The 16,623-nt window shown below is 44.3% G+C and carries 16 protein-coding genes; 8 read left to right on the plus strand and 8 right to left on the minus strand.

Annotated features, from left to right (window positions below; genetic code table 11):
- Positions 1 to 649 precede the first annotated feature (649 nt).
- Both ACEN8J_RS19310 and ACEN8J_RS19315 read left to right on the plus strand, forming a co-directional pair.
- Entirely contained in the window at positions 650 to 1,660 is a 1,011-nt protein-coding gene (locus tag ACEN8J_RS19310; RefSeq protein WP_029515929.1) for a LacI family DNA-binding transcriptional regulator, read from the plus strand.
- Between the two features lie 1,141 nt (positions 1,661 to 2,801).
- Positions 2,802 to 3,539 (plus strand): hypothetical protein, encoded by a 738-nt coding sequence (locus ACEN8J_RS19315; RefSeq protein ID WP_495593861.1) that lies wholly within the window; start codon positions 2,802 to 2,804, stop codon positions 3,537 to 3,539.
- Positions 3,540 to 4,083: 544 nt separating this feature from the next.
- On the opposite strand, the gene ACEN8J_RS19320 is transcribed toward ACEN8J_RS19315, so the two are convergent.
- The 5 genes from ACEN8J_RS19320 to ACEN8J_RS19340 are packed head-to-tail and all read right to left on the minus strand — an operon-like array spanning position 4,084 to position 8,440.
- A complete protein-coding gene (locus ACEN8J_RS19320; protein WP_495593862.1) occupies positions 4,084 to 5,403 on the minus strand; it encodes an ABC transporter permease in 1,320 nt (439 codons plus the stop codon).
- Positions 5,396 to 6,298, minus strand: coding sequence for an ABC transporter ATP-binding protein (locus tag ACEN8J_RS19325; protein ID WP_029515932.1), 903 nt, complete (start codon positions 6,296 to 6,298; stop codon positions 5,396 to 5,398). The genes ACEN8J_RS19320 and ACEN8J_RS19325 overlap by 8 nt, the downstream gene beginning before the upstream one ends.
- 2 nt (positions 6,299 to 6,300) lie before the next feature.
- Positions 6,301 to 7,236 (minus strand): ATP-binding cassette domain-containing protein, encoded by a 936-nt coding sequence (locus ACEN8J_RS19330; RefSeq protein WP_185156356.1) that lies wholly within the window; start codon positions 7,234 to 7,236, stop codon positions 6,301 to 6,303.
- A gap of 41 nt (positions 7,237 to 7,277) precedes the next feature.
- A complete protein-coding gene (locus ACEN8J_RS19335; RefSeq protein ID WP_039270421.1) occupies positions 7,278 to 7,679 on the minus strand; it encodes a GntR family transcriptional regulator in 402 nt (133 codons plus the stop codon).
- A gap of 41 nt (positions 7,680 to 7,720) precedes the next feature.
- Positions 7,721 to 8,440: a hypothetical protein gene (locus ACEN8J_RS19340; protein ID WP_029515935.1), complete on the minus strand. Its 720-nt coding sequence runs from the start codon at positions 8,438 to 8,440 to the stop codon at positions 7,721 to 7,723.
- Between the two features lie 235 nt (positions 8,441 to 8,675).
- Here ACEN8J_RS19340 and ACEN8J_RS19345 point away from each other — a divergent pair, with 235 nt between their 5' ends.
- Entirely contained in the window at positions 8,676 to 8,903 is a 228-nt protein-coding gene (locus ACEN8J_RS19345; protein WP_029515936.1) for a DUF1858 domain-containing protein, read from the plus strand.
- A 14-nt stretch (positions 8,904 to 8,917) separates the two neighbouring features.
- On the plus strand, positions 8,918 to 10,177 hold the full coding sequence (locus ACEN8J_RS19350) for a DUF438 domain-containing protein (RefSeq protein ID WP_029515937.1): 1,260 nt from the start codon (positions 8,918 to 8,920) through the stop codon (positions 10,175 to 10,177).
- Here the strand turns inward: ACEN8J_RS19350 and ACEN8J_RS19355 are convergent.
- The 3 genes from ACEN8J_RS19355 to ACEN8J_RS19365 all read right to left on the minus strand — a co-directional run bounded on the left by ACEN8J_RS19355 (position 10,166) and on the right by ACEN8J_RS19365 (position 12,347).
- Positions 10,166 to 10,678: a GNAT family N-acetyltransferase gene (locus tag ACEN8J_RS19355; protein ID WP_165148151.1), complete on the minus strand. Its 513-nt coding sequence runs from the start codon at positions 10,676 to 10,678 to the stop codon at positions 10,166 to 10,168. The two genes, ACEN8J_RS19350 and ACEN8J_RS19355, sit on opposite strands and share 12 nt — an antisense overlap.
- A 592-nt stretch (positions 10,679 to 11,270) precedes the next feature.
- Positions 11,271 to 12,053 carry a type I methionyl aminopeptidase gene (gene map / locus ACEN8J_RS19360; protein ID WP_080658580.1) on the minus strand — a complete coding sequence of 261 codons (783 nt, stop codon included), beginning with the start codon at positions 12,051 to 12,053 and terminating at the stop codon, positions 11,271 to 11,273.
- Positions 12,054 to 12,158: 105 nt separating this feature from the next.
- Entirely contained in the window at positions 12,159 to 12,347 is a 189-nt protein-coding gene (locus ACEN8J_RS19365) for a hypothetical protein (RefSeq protein ID WP_007428354.1), read from the minus strand.
- 364 nt (positions 12,348 to 12,711) lie between these two features.
- Between ACEN8J_RS19365 and ACEN8J_RS19370 the strand changes: the two genes are divergently transcribed.
- The 4 genes from ACEN8J_RS19370 to ACEN8J_RS19385 all read left to right on the plus strand — a co-directional run bounded on the left by ACEN8J_RS19370 (position 12,712) and on the right by ACEN8J_RS19385 (position 16,495).
- Complete coding sequence (locus ACEN8J_RS19370) at positions 12,712 to 13,749, plus strand: serine hydrolase domain-containing protein (RefSeq protein ID WP_029515940.1); 1,038 nt, start codon at positions 12,712 to 12,714, stop codon at positions 13,747 to 13,749.
- A gap of 44 nt (positions 13,750 to 13,793) precedes the next feature.
- A complete protein-coding gene (locus tag ACEN8J_RS19375) occupies positions 13,794 to 14,945 on the plus strand; it encodes an MGDG synthase family glycosyltransferase (protein WP_029515941.1) in 1,152 nt (383 codons plus the stop codon).
- Between the two features lie 30 nt (positions 14,946 to 14,975).
- Complete coding sequence (locus ACEN8J_RS19380) at positions 14,976 to 15,257, plus strand: hypothetical protein (RefSeq protein ID WP_029515942.1); 282 nt, start codon at positions 14,976 to 14,978, stop codon at positions 15,255 to 15,257.
- Positions 15,258 to 15,811: 554 nt separating this feature from the next.
- Positions 15,812 to 16,495, plus strand: coding sequence for an MOSC domain-containing protein (locus ACEN8J_RS19385; RefSeq protein WP_495593863.1), 684 nt, complete (start codon positions 15,812 to 15,814; stop codon positions 16,493 to 16,495).
- The last annotated feature ends 128 nt before the right edge of the window (positions 16,496 to 16,623 follow it).

A 16,623-nucleotide genomic window follows, 5' to 3' on the forward strand; every position in this document is an offset into this window, starting at 1 on the left:
GCAGCACCCCATTTAAATCTCGCTATAAACTGCTGCATTGACATCGGTTTCCCAGCCAACGGGAACGGCAAGACCCGCCGCAGAATACTCAGTGTTTGTAATTTTCGACCCCGTCTTAGGAGTTGTGTAGCGAATCTGTAATTTGGCTATCCGGCGGAAAAGCTCAATAAAATCACAGCCGGTTATACAGAGCTCATTTTAGTTTACCTCCATCCTTACCCTCAAAATACTTATACTTGTGCATTTAATTGTTCATAAAGTTTACATTTATAATCAATATTTATAAACATTAATTTATATAGCCAAAAGTATAGCGCTTTCAAAAATAAAAAGCAATGAAAATCCTACTCACTCTGTTACTTGTTTAAGTTTATATATTTCCTTGATAGCAAACCCTCACGAGAAGGGGTCTAGCTCTCTTTCTTTTCTTAGAAGAACACCGATTTATCCTAATAGTATAGAATCTTTTTTATCTAACTCTTACTACAAAAAAGGCAAAGAGTAGTGTAGTATAAGAGGGGAATGTTTATTAGCAGTATGCAAGATCAAAGAATTTTTTTCAAGCTAAAAACCACATTCACATTTACATTTGAATAAATTTTTGTTTATCATTTAAGATTTTATGAAGCAGGATAAAAAGGAGCTTATTATGGCTGAGAAAGTAACGGTTCAAGACATCGCGGATGCAATGGGGCTGTCTCGAAATACCATATCCAAAGCCCTCAACAACCATCCGCAAATTCCAGAGGGCACAAAAAAGAGAGTAATCCAAAAAGCAGCGGAGATGAAATACAAAAACTACAGTTTTATGAATGGAGGCAATATTGCTCTTCTTACACGAGGGGACATTAACGCCATCAGCTTCTACTCTGAAACGATTAAAGGAATGGAAACCTCCCTGCGCGCTGAAGGCTTTAATCTGATCTTATCTCTTGTCAATCCTGAGGATATCCATTCATGCACACTGCCCTCCAATATTAACCAATCAAATGTGAACGGAATTGTTTGTATTGAGATCTTCCAAGAAGCCTATATTGAAACTATTCTAAACACGGGCATTCCAACGGTATTTATCGATTTTTTGCCAGAGTCGTTGAACTCTCCACACAAATTCGACATCCTCTTGATGGAGAATCACCGCACGACATACAATCTTACTCGTTCTCTCATTGGACGCGGCCATTCGGAGATTGGATTTATCGGAGACCACAATCACTGTCGAAGCTTCTATGAGCGTTGGCTTGGTTACGATCAAGCCCTCCGGATGCATCGCGCTTCATCTGGAGAGACGTTCAGCATCAAGCTTGAGGACAACAATCCTTATCTATCTGTTGAGTGGATGCTTGAACAGTTGAAGCAGCTTCCAAAGCTTCCGACAGCATTTGTTTGTGCCAACGATGATATTGGAATTTCGGTTATTCGTGCGCTAAAGGAGTTGCACATCGATGTTCCTGGACAAATCGAAGTAACAGGTTTTGACGATATTGCTAATGCCAAGATTATCGATCCTCCGCTCACGACCGTACATACTTATCCGTACGGACTCGGTACACGCGTCGTTGAGTCCTTGTTGGCTCGATTGGAGCAGCCGGATCGACGGAATGAGACCATTCATCTTGAGACATGCATCGTTCATAGAGGCTCCACGAAGTCTTCCTAATCAAGTTGTATGTAACAAAGATACAGGGAACCATTTTTATTCAGAGCATATACACTGTTATTTTTAAGCAAGGTAAGATGAATAAGATTTTCAGATACCAAGGTAGTATGAATGAGAGAGATAGCAAAACTAAAAAATTAATCTTTCTCACATTCTTATGTTTTATTTTTTTGCTCCTTATAGTTAATAACCAGAGTGTACTTCAATCATTACAATATAGACATAAATAAATAAGAAATTGAATCAGCACTTTGATTTTCAATGATATTCCTCCAAATAAGTTATGTTTTTCGCGTTAATTAAGTTTTGATGTGTAATGAATTTTTCAGATGAGTAAGCGACCGAACTGTAGAAGGTATTTTGGTAACTAAATTAAAATGAGTTAAGAGAAGCATTTAGCGTAGATCTCATTTTTAAAAAGACGAAAAACCTCTTCACAATTCAGCCCTATCTCCTTTCTAATTATTGCATTTGCGTAAAGTTAGGCTTATAAGTAGCAGTTTATACTTAAATGAATCTGATATAAATAATACGTTTATATTAGATTTTCTTAAAAGATATATTTAAAAATAAATTGTCCTTATGTCGCATAATACAAATAATTTTTTTATTTATAGAAATAGCTATAACTGTATTCAATGAAAAAAGGTAGGTTCGCAATTGAACCTACCTATTCGGAGAAATTACATATTATTTACTTTCTTATCCTACTTAAGACTCCGAGCCCATCATTCTCCTGGCTTCTTTTAGTATTGAACCTGTTGTACTCATTAGCCATCCCAAAGAATCAGTAGTACCACAATACTCAATAACATCAGCGCATTTTAATTGTCAGGAGAAAATAACGTTCTAGACTAAAAAATAAAGTGTTAGACTCAGCAAATAAAGTTGTAGACTGAGAAAATAGAGAGACTGACGATGCTTCATTAAGCTAACGGACAGATAGGTTAACCATGAGATTTCAATAACTAGTATGGTTGTAGCATTGTAAAAAATATTGATCCCTCATAAGGGGGGAGTGATTTATTATTGAGTCTTTATGTTAAAATTACTATATGGATTGTGAATAAATGTACTTGAATTAATGCAGCAGATTAGTAATGGTAGATTATACCATGTGGATTATATGGAGGTTGCTGTAATGTTTGGAAGTATATGTGTTTCTAGTGATTGCGATTTAGGGACAATAGCAGAGAAAGCAATTTTTTATGATAAGGTAAAAATAATCGTCAATGAGAATCTGTTAAATCGTTTGTTTTCACAAGTCCATCCCGCTGAATTTATTCCATTTTTAGAAGAACATAAAGAAAATATTGAATTAGTTTATTTCTGGGTTGTACCAGTTACTAGAACTTTCCACCACGATGATAAAACAGAAATAATGTTTACCTCAATGGATGAAGATGATGCTCTTTTAAAAAGATATGAATTAGAACATAATATTAGTAAAGAGATAATTGACCCTCTCTCATTTCTAGGAAGTTATTTTTCGACTTTTTCTAGCTTTGAAGTATGGTCAAAGCACTCATCGGATTTCCAATTAAGCCCATCATCTTCTATCTTAATTGCGAACAGATTTGATTCCCTTTATAACAAAATCGTTAGTGGAAGTAATAGTATAGAAACATTTAATAATTTTGTACTGAAAACTGGAAATGTTAGAGGAGTTTTGAATTCCGGGGAAAAGACTTTTTCAGAGTATATATCTATATATGAAAATAGTAGAAAATTCAAGGAGTTTATTGGTGATTTACCCCCAGAAGCTAATTTAATACAGGAATACTTTAATGCTAATAATGCAAATACTTGGGCTGAGAAATTACCATCTAAAACAATCAGGTTGGGCTGTTTACAGGTGCAGGTTTACTTAATACAGTAGGTGGCTCAGGTGCTGGCACTTTATTAGGAATTTCATTGAGTGCGGTAGATACATTTTTAGTAGATAAGCTAATAAAAGGATGGAAACCAAATCACTTTATAGAAAATGATTTAAAAAACTTTATAAATAGTTAAATATGTAATGTTAGACTAACGGGAAACGTTAGTTTAACAACAACAGCGGCAGTCTAAGACCTTATTTATCAGGTCTTGTTCTGCCGCTGTTTCATTTAATGGATTAGTCTAAAACTTATTTCTCAAAAGTTGACGGTTCTTCAATTCGAAAACGTTGTTAAGTCAACGACTCCAGTCTATTACTTTATTTTTACAGTACTAATCCTTTTCTTTTGTCATTTTAAATCATTCCCCTCAAATAGTTTATTTCTTCGCCATCTTCTTATATTCGGACACCATACAATAACTCCACCGATGTATACTAGTGTATAAATATTCATTTCTCATCAATTATGAAATTTTTTTCTCATTAATTATGAATACATTCTCATTAATTATGACACCACACACTCACATGTATTGCTAAAAATTTAAATCTTGTAAGCCTTCATAGCTTTTCTTAACTCTTTGAACGAAGGACGTTTACCATACATTAAGACACCCGTACGGTAGATCTTGGCGGCCAGCCAACCGAACATCAAAATGGAGGCGACCAGAATACCAAGTGACAGCCAGATTTCCAGCAGGCTCGCCCGTTCCAGACCAATCCGCAACAGCATGACGGTTGGCGAGAAAAATGGGATGTACCCGGCAACCTTTACGAAAATCGTATCAGATGCGGCGATATTGAAGATACCGATATAAAAGGCTGCTAGTGACAGCACGGTAATCGGCATGATCGCCTGTCCCAACTCCTCGGTACGGCTAACAATGGAGCCCACCGCGGCGAACAGTACTGCGTAGAGAAAGTAGCCGAGGATGTAGAATACCAGACCATAACCCAACACCGCGATATTCAGTTGCGACAGATCCAGCCCGGCTGAGCTAAGAATGACATTATTATGCGGCAGCATAAGGTTGGCACATACAGCGGCTGCAAAGACAGCAATTTGCAGCAGGCCGACCAGGAAAATGCCGATAATTTTTCCGAACATCTGGGTCAACGGTGAGACACTTGTGATGAGAATCTCCATGATACGTGAGCTTTTTTCCGATGTCACCTCTGCAGCAATCATATTCCCCGTCATCATGGAGGAGGTGAAGAATAAAATCATCAGTACATAGACCAAACCATAGTTAATCATAGAGGTCTCTTTTTCCTCTGTCCCCACAGCTCCCCCTGCCTCAGACGAACCGTCTACTTCCCTGCTGTCCACTATTACAGGTGTGCTAATCTCACGAATTTGATCACTGGTCAATGCATTGCCGCCCATAATGGCTTTGACCTTAGCTTCCTGAAGTCCCGTCTGCAACAATGTAATTACAGCAGGAGATGGCTCTTTTTCTACAGAGACATATTCCACTTTAGGAAACGTGTCTCCCTTGTCGGTAGGCTCCGTGAACTGTACGTAACCTTGCAGCTCCCCATTTTTCAAGGCTTGCTGCATGGCTGGTGTTTGTACGTTGTCATAACGCTTCCAGATGGCTGCCGGGTTGGATTGCTCCTTGGTGAATTTATCCAGTTGATTCGCCACTTCTATCCGGCTCCCGGCAATCAGTCCCAAGCGATGATGCTCGGCTGCCGTCGTGCCCGAACCTCCTGTCCCATCTGCTTTAAACAAAGAAATCAAATATGGCAGATTCATACCAAGCGTAATGAGCAAGGCCAGTACCAGCGTTGTAATGATAAAAGATTTGGTTCTCGCCTTCTGACGAAACGTAAAACCGATTACCGTACCCAGTCTATTCATGGGAATCACCCACCTCTCTTATAAAAATCTCGTTCAGCGTAGGTTCCTTGATCTCAAAATGCTCTACATCCGTTTGCTCCAACGCCGTTTGTAATACCAACTTCGCCGCATTCGGCTGCTCAATATGCAGCATCCAGCCGCGATCCATAGGCTCTACACGGCGCACGCCGGGCAGCTGTTCCAGTCCGTTCACTTCACCTGTAGTGATGAGACGAACTTTTTCACGCGGGTAACGGCCCTTAATCTCCTGCACACTTCCCTGCACAACTGTATTTGAGCGATGCAAAATCGTAATATGGCGGCACAGTTCCTCCACATGCTCCATGCGGTGGGTCGAGAATAAAATCGCAGCCCCATCGTCCCGCAGCTCTTTCACCGTATCCTTAAGCAATTCAACGTTTACCGGATCAAGCCCACTAAAGGCCTCATCCAAAATGAGCAGCGTCGGGCGATGCACAACGGCGGCAATAAAGCCCATTTTCTGCTGATTTCCCTTGGATAGCTCCTCAATCCGCTTGTCGTAATATTCGGGCACCCCAAAGCGCTCCAGCCAGTAGCGTAGACTTTTGTCCGCCTCCTTAGCCGACATTCCGCGCAACCTGCCCAAATAGTTAATTTGCTCGCTCACCTTCACCTTGGGGTACAACCCTCGCTCCTCGGGCAAATAGCCCATCGTCCGCTGAAGCTCCTTGCTGTAGGGCTTGCCCTCATATTGAATGTTACCTCCATCAGGGTAAATCAGACCGAGCACCATGCGCATCGTTGTCGTTTTGCCTGCTCCATTGCCTCCCAGTAGTCCGTAAATCTCCCCACCGTTCACATTCAGCGAAATTCCGTTCACCGCCGTGTGGTTCCCATATTGCTTCACGACCTCTTTCAATTCCAGCATGTTCATGATTACTCCGCTCCTTTTTTCTGCGTGTATGTCTCCGCATCTTCTGATAGTTGTCCCGCAGACCAATGTACTAAAATATCATCCAGTTCCAAACGCCGCACACGGATGGGGCGGATGCCCGCTTGTTCCAAGATGGCGCTGGTCTCTCCGGCTGCCAACGTTACAATTCGCTGCAATCCGCCTTCGCTCTCCATCTCTACAACACCCGGAAGTTCCGATGCCTCCTCCGGTGTGCCTTCAAACCACATTTCTTTGCTATTTTCGAGCAAATGGTCTTTTTCCAGCTTGCCGAGCAGCCTGCCATCATGCATCAGGACAATATAATCCGCCAAACGCTTAATCTCGTCTATGATATGAGTGGCAATAATGACCGTCGTTTTGCCGTTCTCCATACAATCCCGCAGTTCCTCCAGCATGATTTTCCAGGCAAAAGGGTCTAAACCCGACGAAGGCTCATCCAGCAGCAACAAACGAGGGTGAGGCGCCAAGGCTGCAGCCAGTTCAAACTTACGGCGCTCTCCCTTGGACATGCGCGATAATTTCGTATGCTGCGGAACCTGAAATCGTTCCATCAGACGCTGAAAACGTGTTTCATCCCAGCCGGGATACCACAAGGCTCGAAACGCCGCTGCTGCTTCTGCTGTGAGTCGATCTTCCTCACGGGTCGGCTGCTCTGACATATACCCAACCCATTGTCGTGTATCTGCCGGCATGCCGTCCGGATACGCTTGACCGAACCAACGTATTTCACCGGAATCCGGGTGGATAAGCTGAGTCAGCAGATGAATCAATGTACTTTTGCCCGATCCGTTATGTCCAGCCAAAGCGACTACATATCCCGGTTCAATGGTTAGATTAATCGGTCCAATTTCCCGGTTACCTCGAGTTTTATAGACTTGGCTCATCTCAATAATGGGTGTTTTTATCTGTATCCCCATAGGAACTTCCACATGATGGTTTACATCGTTTTTCACGGGCGTCACTCCTTCACTTGGACTTCATACCTTCTCTTCACCATTTCTGCGAAAAGCTCCAACAATTCCTGTTCTGTCATCTGTACAGCGATGCCTGTGTCAATCGCCGTTTCCAACGCCTCGGTCACTGCTTTAAGGCGGTAACCTGAGCGCTTATCGTCTTCGACCAGAGCTACGAAGGTGCCCGTTCCCTGCCGGGTACGAAGCAAGCCTTCGTTCTCCAAATCCTGATAGACCCGCCGGACGGTGATGACGCTGCAGCGGAGCGTCCCTGCGAACTCCCGAATGGAGGGAAGCAGCGTTCCCGCTGCAATCTGTCCGGTTACGATGAGTGAGCGAAGTTGCTTTTCAATCTGCGCATACAGCGGTTCCGCGCTATTCTCATCAATTTGCACTGGTATATTCACCTGCTTCTCCCCCCTTTTTATCTATCTTTGTACACATACCGCTAAGTTAAATCCCGTTTCATAAGCTTACGCTGTGTCACCCTGTAGGACATCCACATACCCAGAGCTCCTGCCAGCAGCGCTCCCCACATCACCGGAGACAACAGCTGCCATTCCTTGCTGTAAAATGCCGTTATCGATACCAGATTGGCCCCACATACTCGAACTATAATCGTAACTATCCCACAAATTAGCATGATGACAATGGATAGCCAAAAGTAGGATTTACCTTTTTTAAGAAATTCCAAATGAATATAAATGGCTTGAATCAGCATTCCGTAGCCTATCCAGGTAAGTGCAAACGATACAAAGAAACCTGTACTGGCATATACCCGAAACGTAGCTGACAACGTAAACAAGAGAGTGAAAAATATCACACTATTCACAACAAACGCCAAAAGCGCCTGTTGAATTCGACTCATAATCACCGCATTCATCGGTATAGGCAAGGTGCGGAAAAAGGCTAGCATATGCGTATAGGAATCTTCCTGAAGATATTTAAATGCACGGCGGTTATAAATGTATCCGAGAAACGGAATCAACACCAGCATGATAAAATCGGCTACCGGACTCAAGTTTCCACGTTCATCCCAATGCACACTTACAGCAAAACTCATGGTAAATCCCAAATACGCAATAAACAGCAATGTCCACAGCATAACATATGGATTGTTGCGAAAATCCTGCCGGGTAATCTTCCATGCCTGCTTGATGATTGTCATTTTCTTATCCTGATCCCTTCTGCACTGCCTGTAATGACGACCTCGTTCTCTCTTCATACGAAGTTATTATTAAAGTAATCAGTGTTATTACTGTATATATCTTTATACACAGTATATAAACCATGAATTACAACTGTCAATACCTGAATGTAAATTGTGCGTACAATCACAATAGCTCGTCAGGACCTATGATACTCTGTAAATGATAAACGTTCTCAATCAAGGGGATGAACAAATGGATAAGATACTGCACTGGGATGAACCGATTTTTAACCTTGTTAACCGTTATCCCGAAGTGAAGGACATTATGGTAGAGCTGGGTTTTCATGATATCGCCAAGCCTGGCATGTTACAAACCGCAGGTCGTTTTATGACATTGTCCAAAGGTATTGCATTGAAAAAAGTAGCTATGGAAACCGTGGAACGCACGTTTTTGCAACATGGTTTTACCATTCAAAAATAAAGGAGCTAACGATCATGAGCGAGCTAATTAACAACCGTGAACATACAGCACAGGAATTAACAGAACGTCAACGAACACTGAAGGAAATTATAAAAGAATTACATGCCGGGAAAAGCGTCGAAGAGGTGAAAGCGCGTTTTGCAGAGGCTGTTGGCGGAGTAAGTGTGGCGGAAATTTCAGCTATGGAGCACGCACTGATGACCGAGGAGGGAATTCCCGTATCGGAAGTTCAGCGGCTCTGTTCCGTGCATACTTCGATCTTCAAGGGCTCCATTGAGGATATTCACCGTCCTTCAGGACCGGAGGAACAACCGGGACATCCTGTTCACACATTCAAGCTGGAAAATCGGGAGATCGAACGACTGGTCAACTTTAAGTTGGCATTGCATGCAGAGCAATTTCAAAAGGAGGACAGTCCCAAGGTTATTTACAAGCTGCTTGAGGATTTAAGTCTGCTAATGGATCTCGACAAGCACTACAGTCGTAAAGAAAACTTGGTCTTTCCTTATCTAGAACGCTATGGAATTTTTGGCCCGACCAAAGTCATGTGGGGTGTGGACGACGGCATTCGTGCCGCGATTAAGGAAGCGAAGAGTCTGCTCGCCGAATATAACGGGGATCGTGAACAGATTGGGAAGGCGCTTGCCCATATCATGAGTGAAGTAAATGAAATGATATTCAAGGAAGAGAATATTTTGCTGCCGATGGCACTCAGTAAGCTGACAGAGGATGAATGGCTGAAAATAGCCCGGGAAAGCGAGGAAATTGGATTCTGCCTGACCGCCCCCGAACGCGAATGGATACCCGAACGGGCAGAGGAGCCTGCAGAAGCCCTTGAGCAAACGGAAGGCACATCAGGAACACCGCAAGGCTTCGTGCGATTCGAGACAGGGATTGTATCCGTACAACAATTGGAACTGCTGTTGAACCATCTACCTGTTGACCTGACCTTTATCGATGAAAATGATGTTGTTCGCTATTTTTCCCATGGTAAGGAACGAATCTTCGCGCGCACGAAAGCCGTCATTGGTCGTACCGTACAGAATTGCCACCCACCCCAAAGCGTGCATGTCGTTGAGAAGCTGCTGGAAGATTTTAAGGCAGGCCGCAAGGATGTTGAAGATTTTTGGATTCCAATCAAGGATAAATTTGTCTACATTCGTTATTTTGCCATCCGTGATGCAGAGGGCCGCTATCTGGGAACGTTGGAATTTACGCAAAATATCGCACCCATTCGTGCCTTGGAAGGACAAAAGCGTATTCTATCCGAATAGTATCCAACCGTAAGCCACCATGTTCAGATTTTTGCCACCCAAACTTATAATATGTTGTTCTACTATAAGTTTGGCTCCCAACCTTTCATAAAAGGTACATGCTGGATTATCTGCTAGCACCCATACGATCACAGAGTGAATATCCATACTATTGAAATGTTGAAGCAGACGTAAAAATAGTCTCTTCCCCAAGCCTAAACTATGGTATTCACTCAAAACGTAAATTGCCGTTATTTCTCCCCCATACGGGGGATATTCACCTGACTTTTCCGGACCCCCACTCACAAATCCGATGATTTCCCCCTTCTCATTTTCAGCAACATATACCCGATGACCGTCTTCACTGGATAGATTCGCATTCCACAGTTTTGTTCTTTGCTCATAGGAAAGCTGTTCCAGAACCTGGGCAGGCATTATTTCTTTGTACGTCGTCCTCCAGCAATCTACGTGCACCTTGGCGATGCCCTCGGCATCTGATATCGTTGCTTCCCTGATGATCATGTGAGTTCCACTCCTAGTTTCCAATATTATACTTTCCATATACCGACGATCCGAATCTTGATCTATAATAAAAATGTTCACTGCTATTCATTCATTCCTGAAGGATTCGACTTGAATAAAATTGTTTCATTTTATGTACGTTCGTGGCTGTAGCTGTATTGATCATAGGCTGGAGTATCGGGTTGACGCCCGTAGGCAATCTGGTCTTTCAATATGTATTTGGTGTGTCCCCGAATTGATCGAACCTACCAAGAACGTATTTCAGGTTCTTACTTTACTATACATATGGGTAGCTGTCCGTAACATATATCAGGGACTTATTATTAACAAGCACCGAACGGCATGGATGACATTCAGCTCGTCCATACGTATTATCGTGATGCTACCAAACCTATCTTTATCGGTAGGCTGTTTTCTGTAGCTTTGCAATTCTCGCGCTTATTCTCTGTATCTGCTTTTTTCCAGGACTGGACGGCAAAGTGGCGGGAATTGTGATGGCTGTTTCCGATGAATGCATCATCCTGAAAAAAACTTACCTAGAGAGCCTTATGCAAAGGACCCGCACATTGACTCCCTATGGCACAACTCGCTTTTACGAGGTCAAAATATAAGGGCCGTTCTTTGTAATCGCAATCGTGTGCTCGTATTGGGCTCCCCAACTGCCGTCTGCTGTGCTGATGGTCCAGCCATCGTCCCCCCAGAGCACGGCCCCCTCGGTTCCTAGGGTAAATACCGGTTCGATGGTAATCACCATCCCTTCGCGCAGGGGTAATCCCGTTTTGGGACGACCGTAGTGTAGAACCTCTGGCGGCTCATGCATTTGGCGGCCAATGCCATGCCCGATCAGAGGCTTGACGTTGCCGAACCGCCGCCAGCCTGCCGCTTTTTCCACAGCATGCCCGATATCCCCCAATGTCCTCCCCGGGCGGGCAACCTCTATACCGCGCATCAGTGCCTTATGGGTCTGCCGCAACAGTCTCGCTACCGGGCGGCTAATGTTACCTACCGCATAGGTCCATCCTCGGTCAGCCAGCCAACCGTCCTTGTTAACCACAATGTCGATGGTCACAATATCCCCATCATGAAGCACCCGCTCCGAGGGAAAACCATGGCACACCACCTCATTGACCGAAGCGCAGGTGGCATAAGGGAAACCTTTATAGCCCTTTTGTTCAGGCGTGGCTCCGCGCTTGTTTAAAAACTGCTCCACCCAAGCGTCGATTTCAAGCGTTGTGATTCCCGGAAGAATACGACTTTCCAGCGTACGATGACAATCTGCTAAAATACGCCCGGCCTCCCTCATGTAGCCGATTTCCTCCGGTGTTCGTATCGCTATCTCTATTGGAATCCGCCTCCTTTGAGCATACAAATACACTAAACCTATCCCATTGTATGCAGGGCAGACACAAAAAAACCGTCTCCTCTGTGGATAGACGGTTTATAAAAGTCGTATTTCTAGTTTTTCGGGTAATCGAACCCTTTAAGATACTGAAGAATTTATGCGACCGAGTTCGTTTTCCACCACCATGGTCAACTCTTCCTCATACCCTCCTGTAATCCGGTATTTTCGCACATATTCCTTTACAAATTTTTTGGGATCCTTAGGCCGGAAAATTCGAGTCATTTCCCGCAGACTTTCCTTTACTTCATTGTGACCTTTCGTTGCCATGTAACTCCCTCCCAAAACGTTGAAAATAAGTGCTCCGTTGAAGAGAATGCCGAAAAGTATTGATGTCCTTATGCAGTGAAGTAGTATGTCTAATTGCAGCTTAGGTCGGGAACGCCTTAGGCAGGCATGTACCTGACACTTGTATTAACCGATTTTCTTTTGGCTGAATCACTACCCCATTATAACATATTCAGATACAGCTTTCAGCTTTCCAGTAAATTTACATTGATTTTACCTATCTTTTACGCATCATGTCATTTGGGGTACTACATCAGCTGTTGCACAGAGGGTATACCTTATTTATCGGTTTTTGGAGTGTATGTGTTTGGGGTAAAATAAATAAACATAACAAGGAGGGAAAAGGATGAGCCGCTATGCTCCGCTGTTCACTGCACCTGTTGCCCGTATGTCTGCCCTGAACATAGGAACTTGTGAAGAGGAGGGCATCAATGCCTCCTTACTTGATCAGGCAGACCGTGAAGTTCAAGCCAAGTTTCCTAAAATGCACAGCTTCCTGCTGCTGCGCCACGGTAAACTGATCTGGGAACGCTATTACAACGGTCATGAAGCAAGCTCTCTGAACGATTTGCGATCCGCGACCAAAAGCTTCACTTCCACGCTCATCGGCATAGCTATGGCTCGCGGTGATATGCCCGGGCCAGAGACGGCTGTACATAAGCTGTTGCCTGAGTATTTACCTAGGCGGAAGGAAACACTGCTAGAGCAGATTACGATTCGCCATCTGTTGACCATGACATCCGGCTTGTATTGGCAGACAGGCAAAAAGCTCGGAGAAGCTTTTATCCACCGTTTTCATCGCAGCAAAAGCTGGCCGTCCTTTGCCCTGCGCTTACCTGTACAGGAGGATCAACTCGGTGTATTCCAATATCGCAGTGTTGACTCGCACTTGCTGTCCGTGCTACTGACCCATTGTTGTGGGATTGACGCCTATACGTACGCTCTCCAGCATCTGTTCGAACCCTTAGGTTTTGGGAGAAGTGGTTGGGCACAAGATCCAGAGGGCTACACCATGGGACATATCGGGCTATATCTGACATCGCGTGACATGGCTAAATTCGGCGACTGCTGCCTTCATCAAGGCAGCTGGAACGGAAAAGAATTGATACCGGCCGATTGGCTGCATCAGGCGACACAGCGACAGGTCGAAGGCTATCCAGAATTCGGGGATTACGGATTCCAATGGTGGACAGGACGACTCCACGGCATCAACTACGCGTGTGCACACGGACATGGAGGACAGCAAATTTATCTTGTGCCAGAAGCGAACGCAGTCGCGGTATTTACAGCAGACAGCAAGGTGAGCCGTTGGAAAAATCCGCGAACACTGCTGGAGCGTTACGTTTTGCCAGCCGTATCCTCCCTCAACTTGGAACGTTCCTGAAATGAGCTTCAATGTGCTTATTGAATATAGGGGGCTAAACAATCATGGAAGTCTTACCACCAAAAATTCTAATATTGTACGCCAGTTACGGGGAAGGCCATGTACAGGCCGCCCGGGCAATTAAGGACAGTTTGCGAAGACTCGGACACTGCGAGGTACGACTACTTGACCTAATGGCTGAATCTCATCCCTGGTTGAACAGTCTGACCAAATTTGTATATATGCAAAGCTTCAAAACCATTCCACAGCTTTACGGATGGGTCTATAACATCACGCGCGGTATGCAGGCTACATCGGCCTTCGGCCATGTGTTGCATTCATTCGGAATGCGTCAACTTACGCTCACACTGAAAAAGGAGTTGCCCGACCTCGTAGTACATACATTCCCGCAGCTCGCGCTTCCGGCGTTACGTCGCAAAATGGGAATGCATTTGCCGATTGTCAACGTGGTTACGGATTTCGATCTGCATGGGCGCTGGCTGCATCCCGATATTGACCGCTACTATGTAGCCACTGAGGATATGCAGCAGGAAGCTGCCCAGCGGGGAATACCGATCGAACGCATTGCCGCGACGGGCATTCCGATCCACGCTTCTTTTTATAACATGTCTGCCGACGAAGCACCTGTTCAAGAACAGCTAATCCCACCCCTACAGGCTGAGACTACTACGCTACTCATTATGGCTGGCGCCTATGGTGTGCTATCCGGCATAATGGATATCTGTCAGCAATTAAGCCAGCTTCCTCAGTTGCGGCTACTCATCGTCTGCGGTCGTAACCAGCAACTGAAGGCAGAATTGGATGCGCTGTATGCAGACTACCCGGACATTTACACCTATGGATTCGTGGACTTTGTTCCAGCACTTATGCGTGCGAGCAATCTGGTGATTACGAAGCCGGGCGGCATTACACTCTCAGAAAGCATTGCATCCGGTTTGCCTATTCTTGTGTTCAAGCCCGTACCCGGTCAGGAGCTAAATAATGCTCTATATTTGCAGCAAAAAGGAGCTGCTCGGATTGCTCGCACTACGGAGGAGCTGATTCAGCATTGTCTCGACCTGATTTCCATCCCCTCTCTTGCTGGAGAGATGACGCAGGCGATTAAGCTACTTCGCAAACCTCATCCCGCAGACCAAATTGCCGAGGATATTTTGCATCAGCTTGTGGATAAAAGAACCTCCGTCCGGACAAATTAACGGAGAATAAGCCAGACGGAGGGGATACCAATGGAACGCAAAGGAAAGGATTTACTCCCACTAACGGGTGATAAGGTAGAAGTGGACGGTGTTTATATTGATGAGGATGGACATGAGCAGCATTTGCACAGAGGCCAGCATTTTCCCGCTGATGTAGTTTTGGGTACTTCCGAGTGGAAAATGACCGAATATGCCTTTGATAACCATCACGAGGGACGTACCGATGAACGACTTATCCCCAAAGAGGATGACAAGAATAAAATGGGTAAAATCACACATCCACGCCGCCATTTAAAAACTGGTGACCGATAATTACGAAAGTATATCCACAATTACACCCAATATGTTGATAGTTTGTGGACAAACTGTGTGCAAAGTATAAATTATCGTAATATTATCTACAGATTGTGCACAACTTGTGTATAAATAATGTTATTTCTGTGGATAAACATTAATATGTGGTGGATAAAGTGTATACAACATGTGCAAAACATGTGCATAACCGTTTAAAAGGCTGAACGAATTCTTTTCGTTCAGCCTTTTTCGTATTTTTATACACATTCTCTAATTCATTTTTTTACCGAGATCGGGTATGTTCGAACGAAAAATCGCTCCCGGAACGATGAGTTGCCCAAAAAGGACTCTATCCCATTAACGGAGACTCATCGAAAATTCGCAAATAGCGCATAGAGGAGTGTAAAATGGAAACGAGGACGAACAGAGTCAAAAGAGGAATTACCGAAATGTAATAAGGCGTAGTCATCATAGAAATTCTCGCTTCAGGCGGGCGAACATATGCAGGAACGCGGTATATAGAAGCATCTAGCAAAACTCGTTGACCAAAATTTGGAGTAGGGGTGATCCGAATGGCATCTATTAAAATCCTTTCACTTAATGTCGGCATGCCCAAGCAGATCCAGTTTAATCAGAAGAACGTTTCTACGGGGATATTCAAGTCGGCCACAGATGAATATTTGTATTTATCTTATCTAAACTTCGAAGGGGATGGGCAGGGCGATCTAATTCATCACGGGGGTAAAGAGAAAGCTGTATGCGTCTATCCCTACGAGCACTATCCGTTCTGGGAAAATGAATTGCGGAGACCGCTCGATTACGGCGCGTTCGGGGAAAATTTAACGATAAAGGGTTTGCTAGAATCCGACGTTTGCATTGGAGACGTCTTTAAGCTTGGCAAAGCTATCGTTCAAGTTAGCCAACCGAGACAGCCTTGCTACAAGTTGTCCATCAAGTACGGCGTACCGGACATGCCCTTGAAGGTACAGCAAACAGGCCACACGGGATTCTACTTCCGCGTTTTGGAAGAGGGAGTTGCCTCTAAAGCCGACGGACTATTCCTCCTTCATCGCCATCCGAAAGCAATTACGGTTTCATTTGCCAATCGAATTATGCATCAAGAGAAGAATCATATCGAGGGTATTAAGCAAATTCTCGAAGTGGAAGAATTGTCCTTAAACTGGAGAAATACGTTTCTAAAACGTTTGGCGGGAACCGAAACGGATTCTCGGGAAAGACTATCAGGCAATTCGTAAGATGGAAGTGGTTCAATGAGTCTGCAAGCTCGTCTGGCTGCAGTCGAACATCGAATCTGCGAAGCTTGTGGGCGATGCGACAGAAGCGCAGTCCAAAGGTTATCGCCAAATTCGAGTATATCCATTCG

The organism is Paenibacillus sp. Paensp38 (assembly GCF_059491915.1).

What these genes read in the sequence shown, in the direction of transcription:
- ACEN8J_RS19310 (WP_029515929.1), top strand. Translation starts at nt 650, where the DNA reads ATGGCTGAGAAAGTAACGGTTCAAGACATCGCGGATGCAATGGGGCTG.
- ACEN8J_RS19315 (WP_495593861.1), top strand. Translation starts at nt 2,802, where the DNA reads ATGTTTGGAAGTATATGTGTTTCTAGTGATTGCGATTTAGGGACAATA.
- ACEN8J_RS19320 (WP_495593862.1), bottom strand. Translation starts at nt 5,403, where the DNA reads ATGAATAGACTGGGTACGGTAATCGGTTTTACGTTTCGTCAGAAGGCG.
- ACEN8J_RS19325 (WP_029515932.1), bottom strand. Translation starts at nt 6,298, where the DNA reads ATGAACATGCTGGAATTGAAAGAGGTCGTGAAGCAATATGGGAACCAC.
- ACEN8J_RS19330 (WP_185156356.1), bottom strand. Translation starts at nt 7,236, where the DNA reads ATGGGGATACAGATAAAAACACCCATTATTGAGATGAGCCAAGTCTAT.
- ACEN8J_RS19340 (WP_029515935.1), bottom strand. Translation starts at nt 8,440, where the DNA reads ATGACAATCATCAAGCAGGCATGGAAGATTACCCGGCAGGATTTTCGC.
- ACEN8J_RS19345 (WP_029515936.1), top strand. Translation starts at nt 8,676, where the DNA reads ATGGATAAGATACTGCACTGGGATGAACCGATTTTTAACCTTGTTAAC.
- ACEN8J_RS19350 (WP_029515937.1), top strand. Translation starts at nt 8,918, where the DNA reads ATGAGCGAGCTAATTAACAACCGTGAACATACAGCACAGGAATTAACA.
- ACEN8J_RS19355 (WP_165148151.1), bottom strand. Translation starts at nt 10,678, where the DNA reads ATGATCATCAGGGAAGCAACGATATCAGATGCCGAGGGCATCGCCAAG.
- ACEN8J_RS19365 (WP_007428354.1), bottom strand. Translation starts at nt 12,347, where the DNA reads ATGGCAACGAAAGGTCACAATGAAGTAAAGGAAAGTCTGCGGGAAATG.
- ACEN8J_RS19370 (WP_029515940.1), top strand. Translation starts at nt 12,712, where the DNA reads ATGAGCCGCTATGCTCCGCTGTTCACTGCACCTGTTGCCCGTATGTCT.
- ACEN8J_RS19375 (WP_029515941.1), top strand. Translation starts at nt 13,794, where the DNA reads ATGGAAGTCTTACCACCAAAAATTCTAATATTGTACGCCAGTTACGGG.
- ACEN8J_RS19380 (WP_029515942.1), top strand. Translation starts at nt 14,976, where the DNA reads ATGGAACGCAAAGGAAAGGATTTACTCCCACTAACGGGTGATAAGGTA.
- ACEN8J_RS19385 (WP_495593863.1), top strand. Translation starts at nt 15,812, where the DNA reads ATGGCATCTATTAAAATCCTTTCACTTAATGTCGGCATGCCCAAGCAG.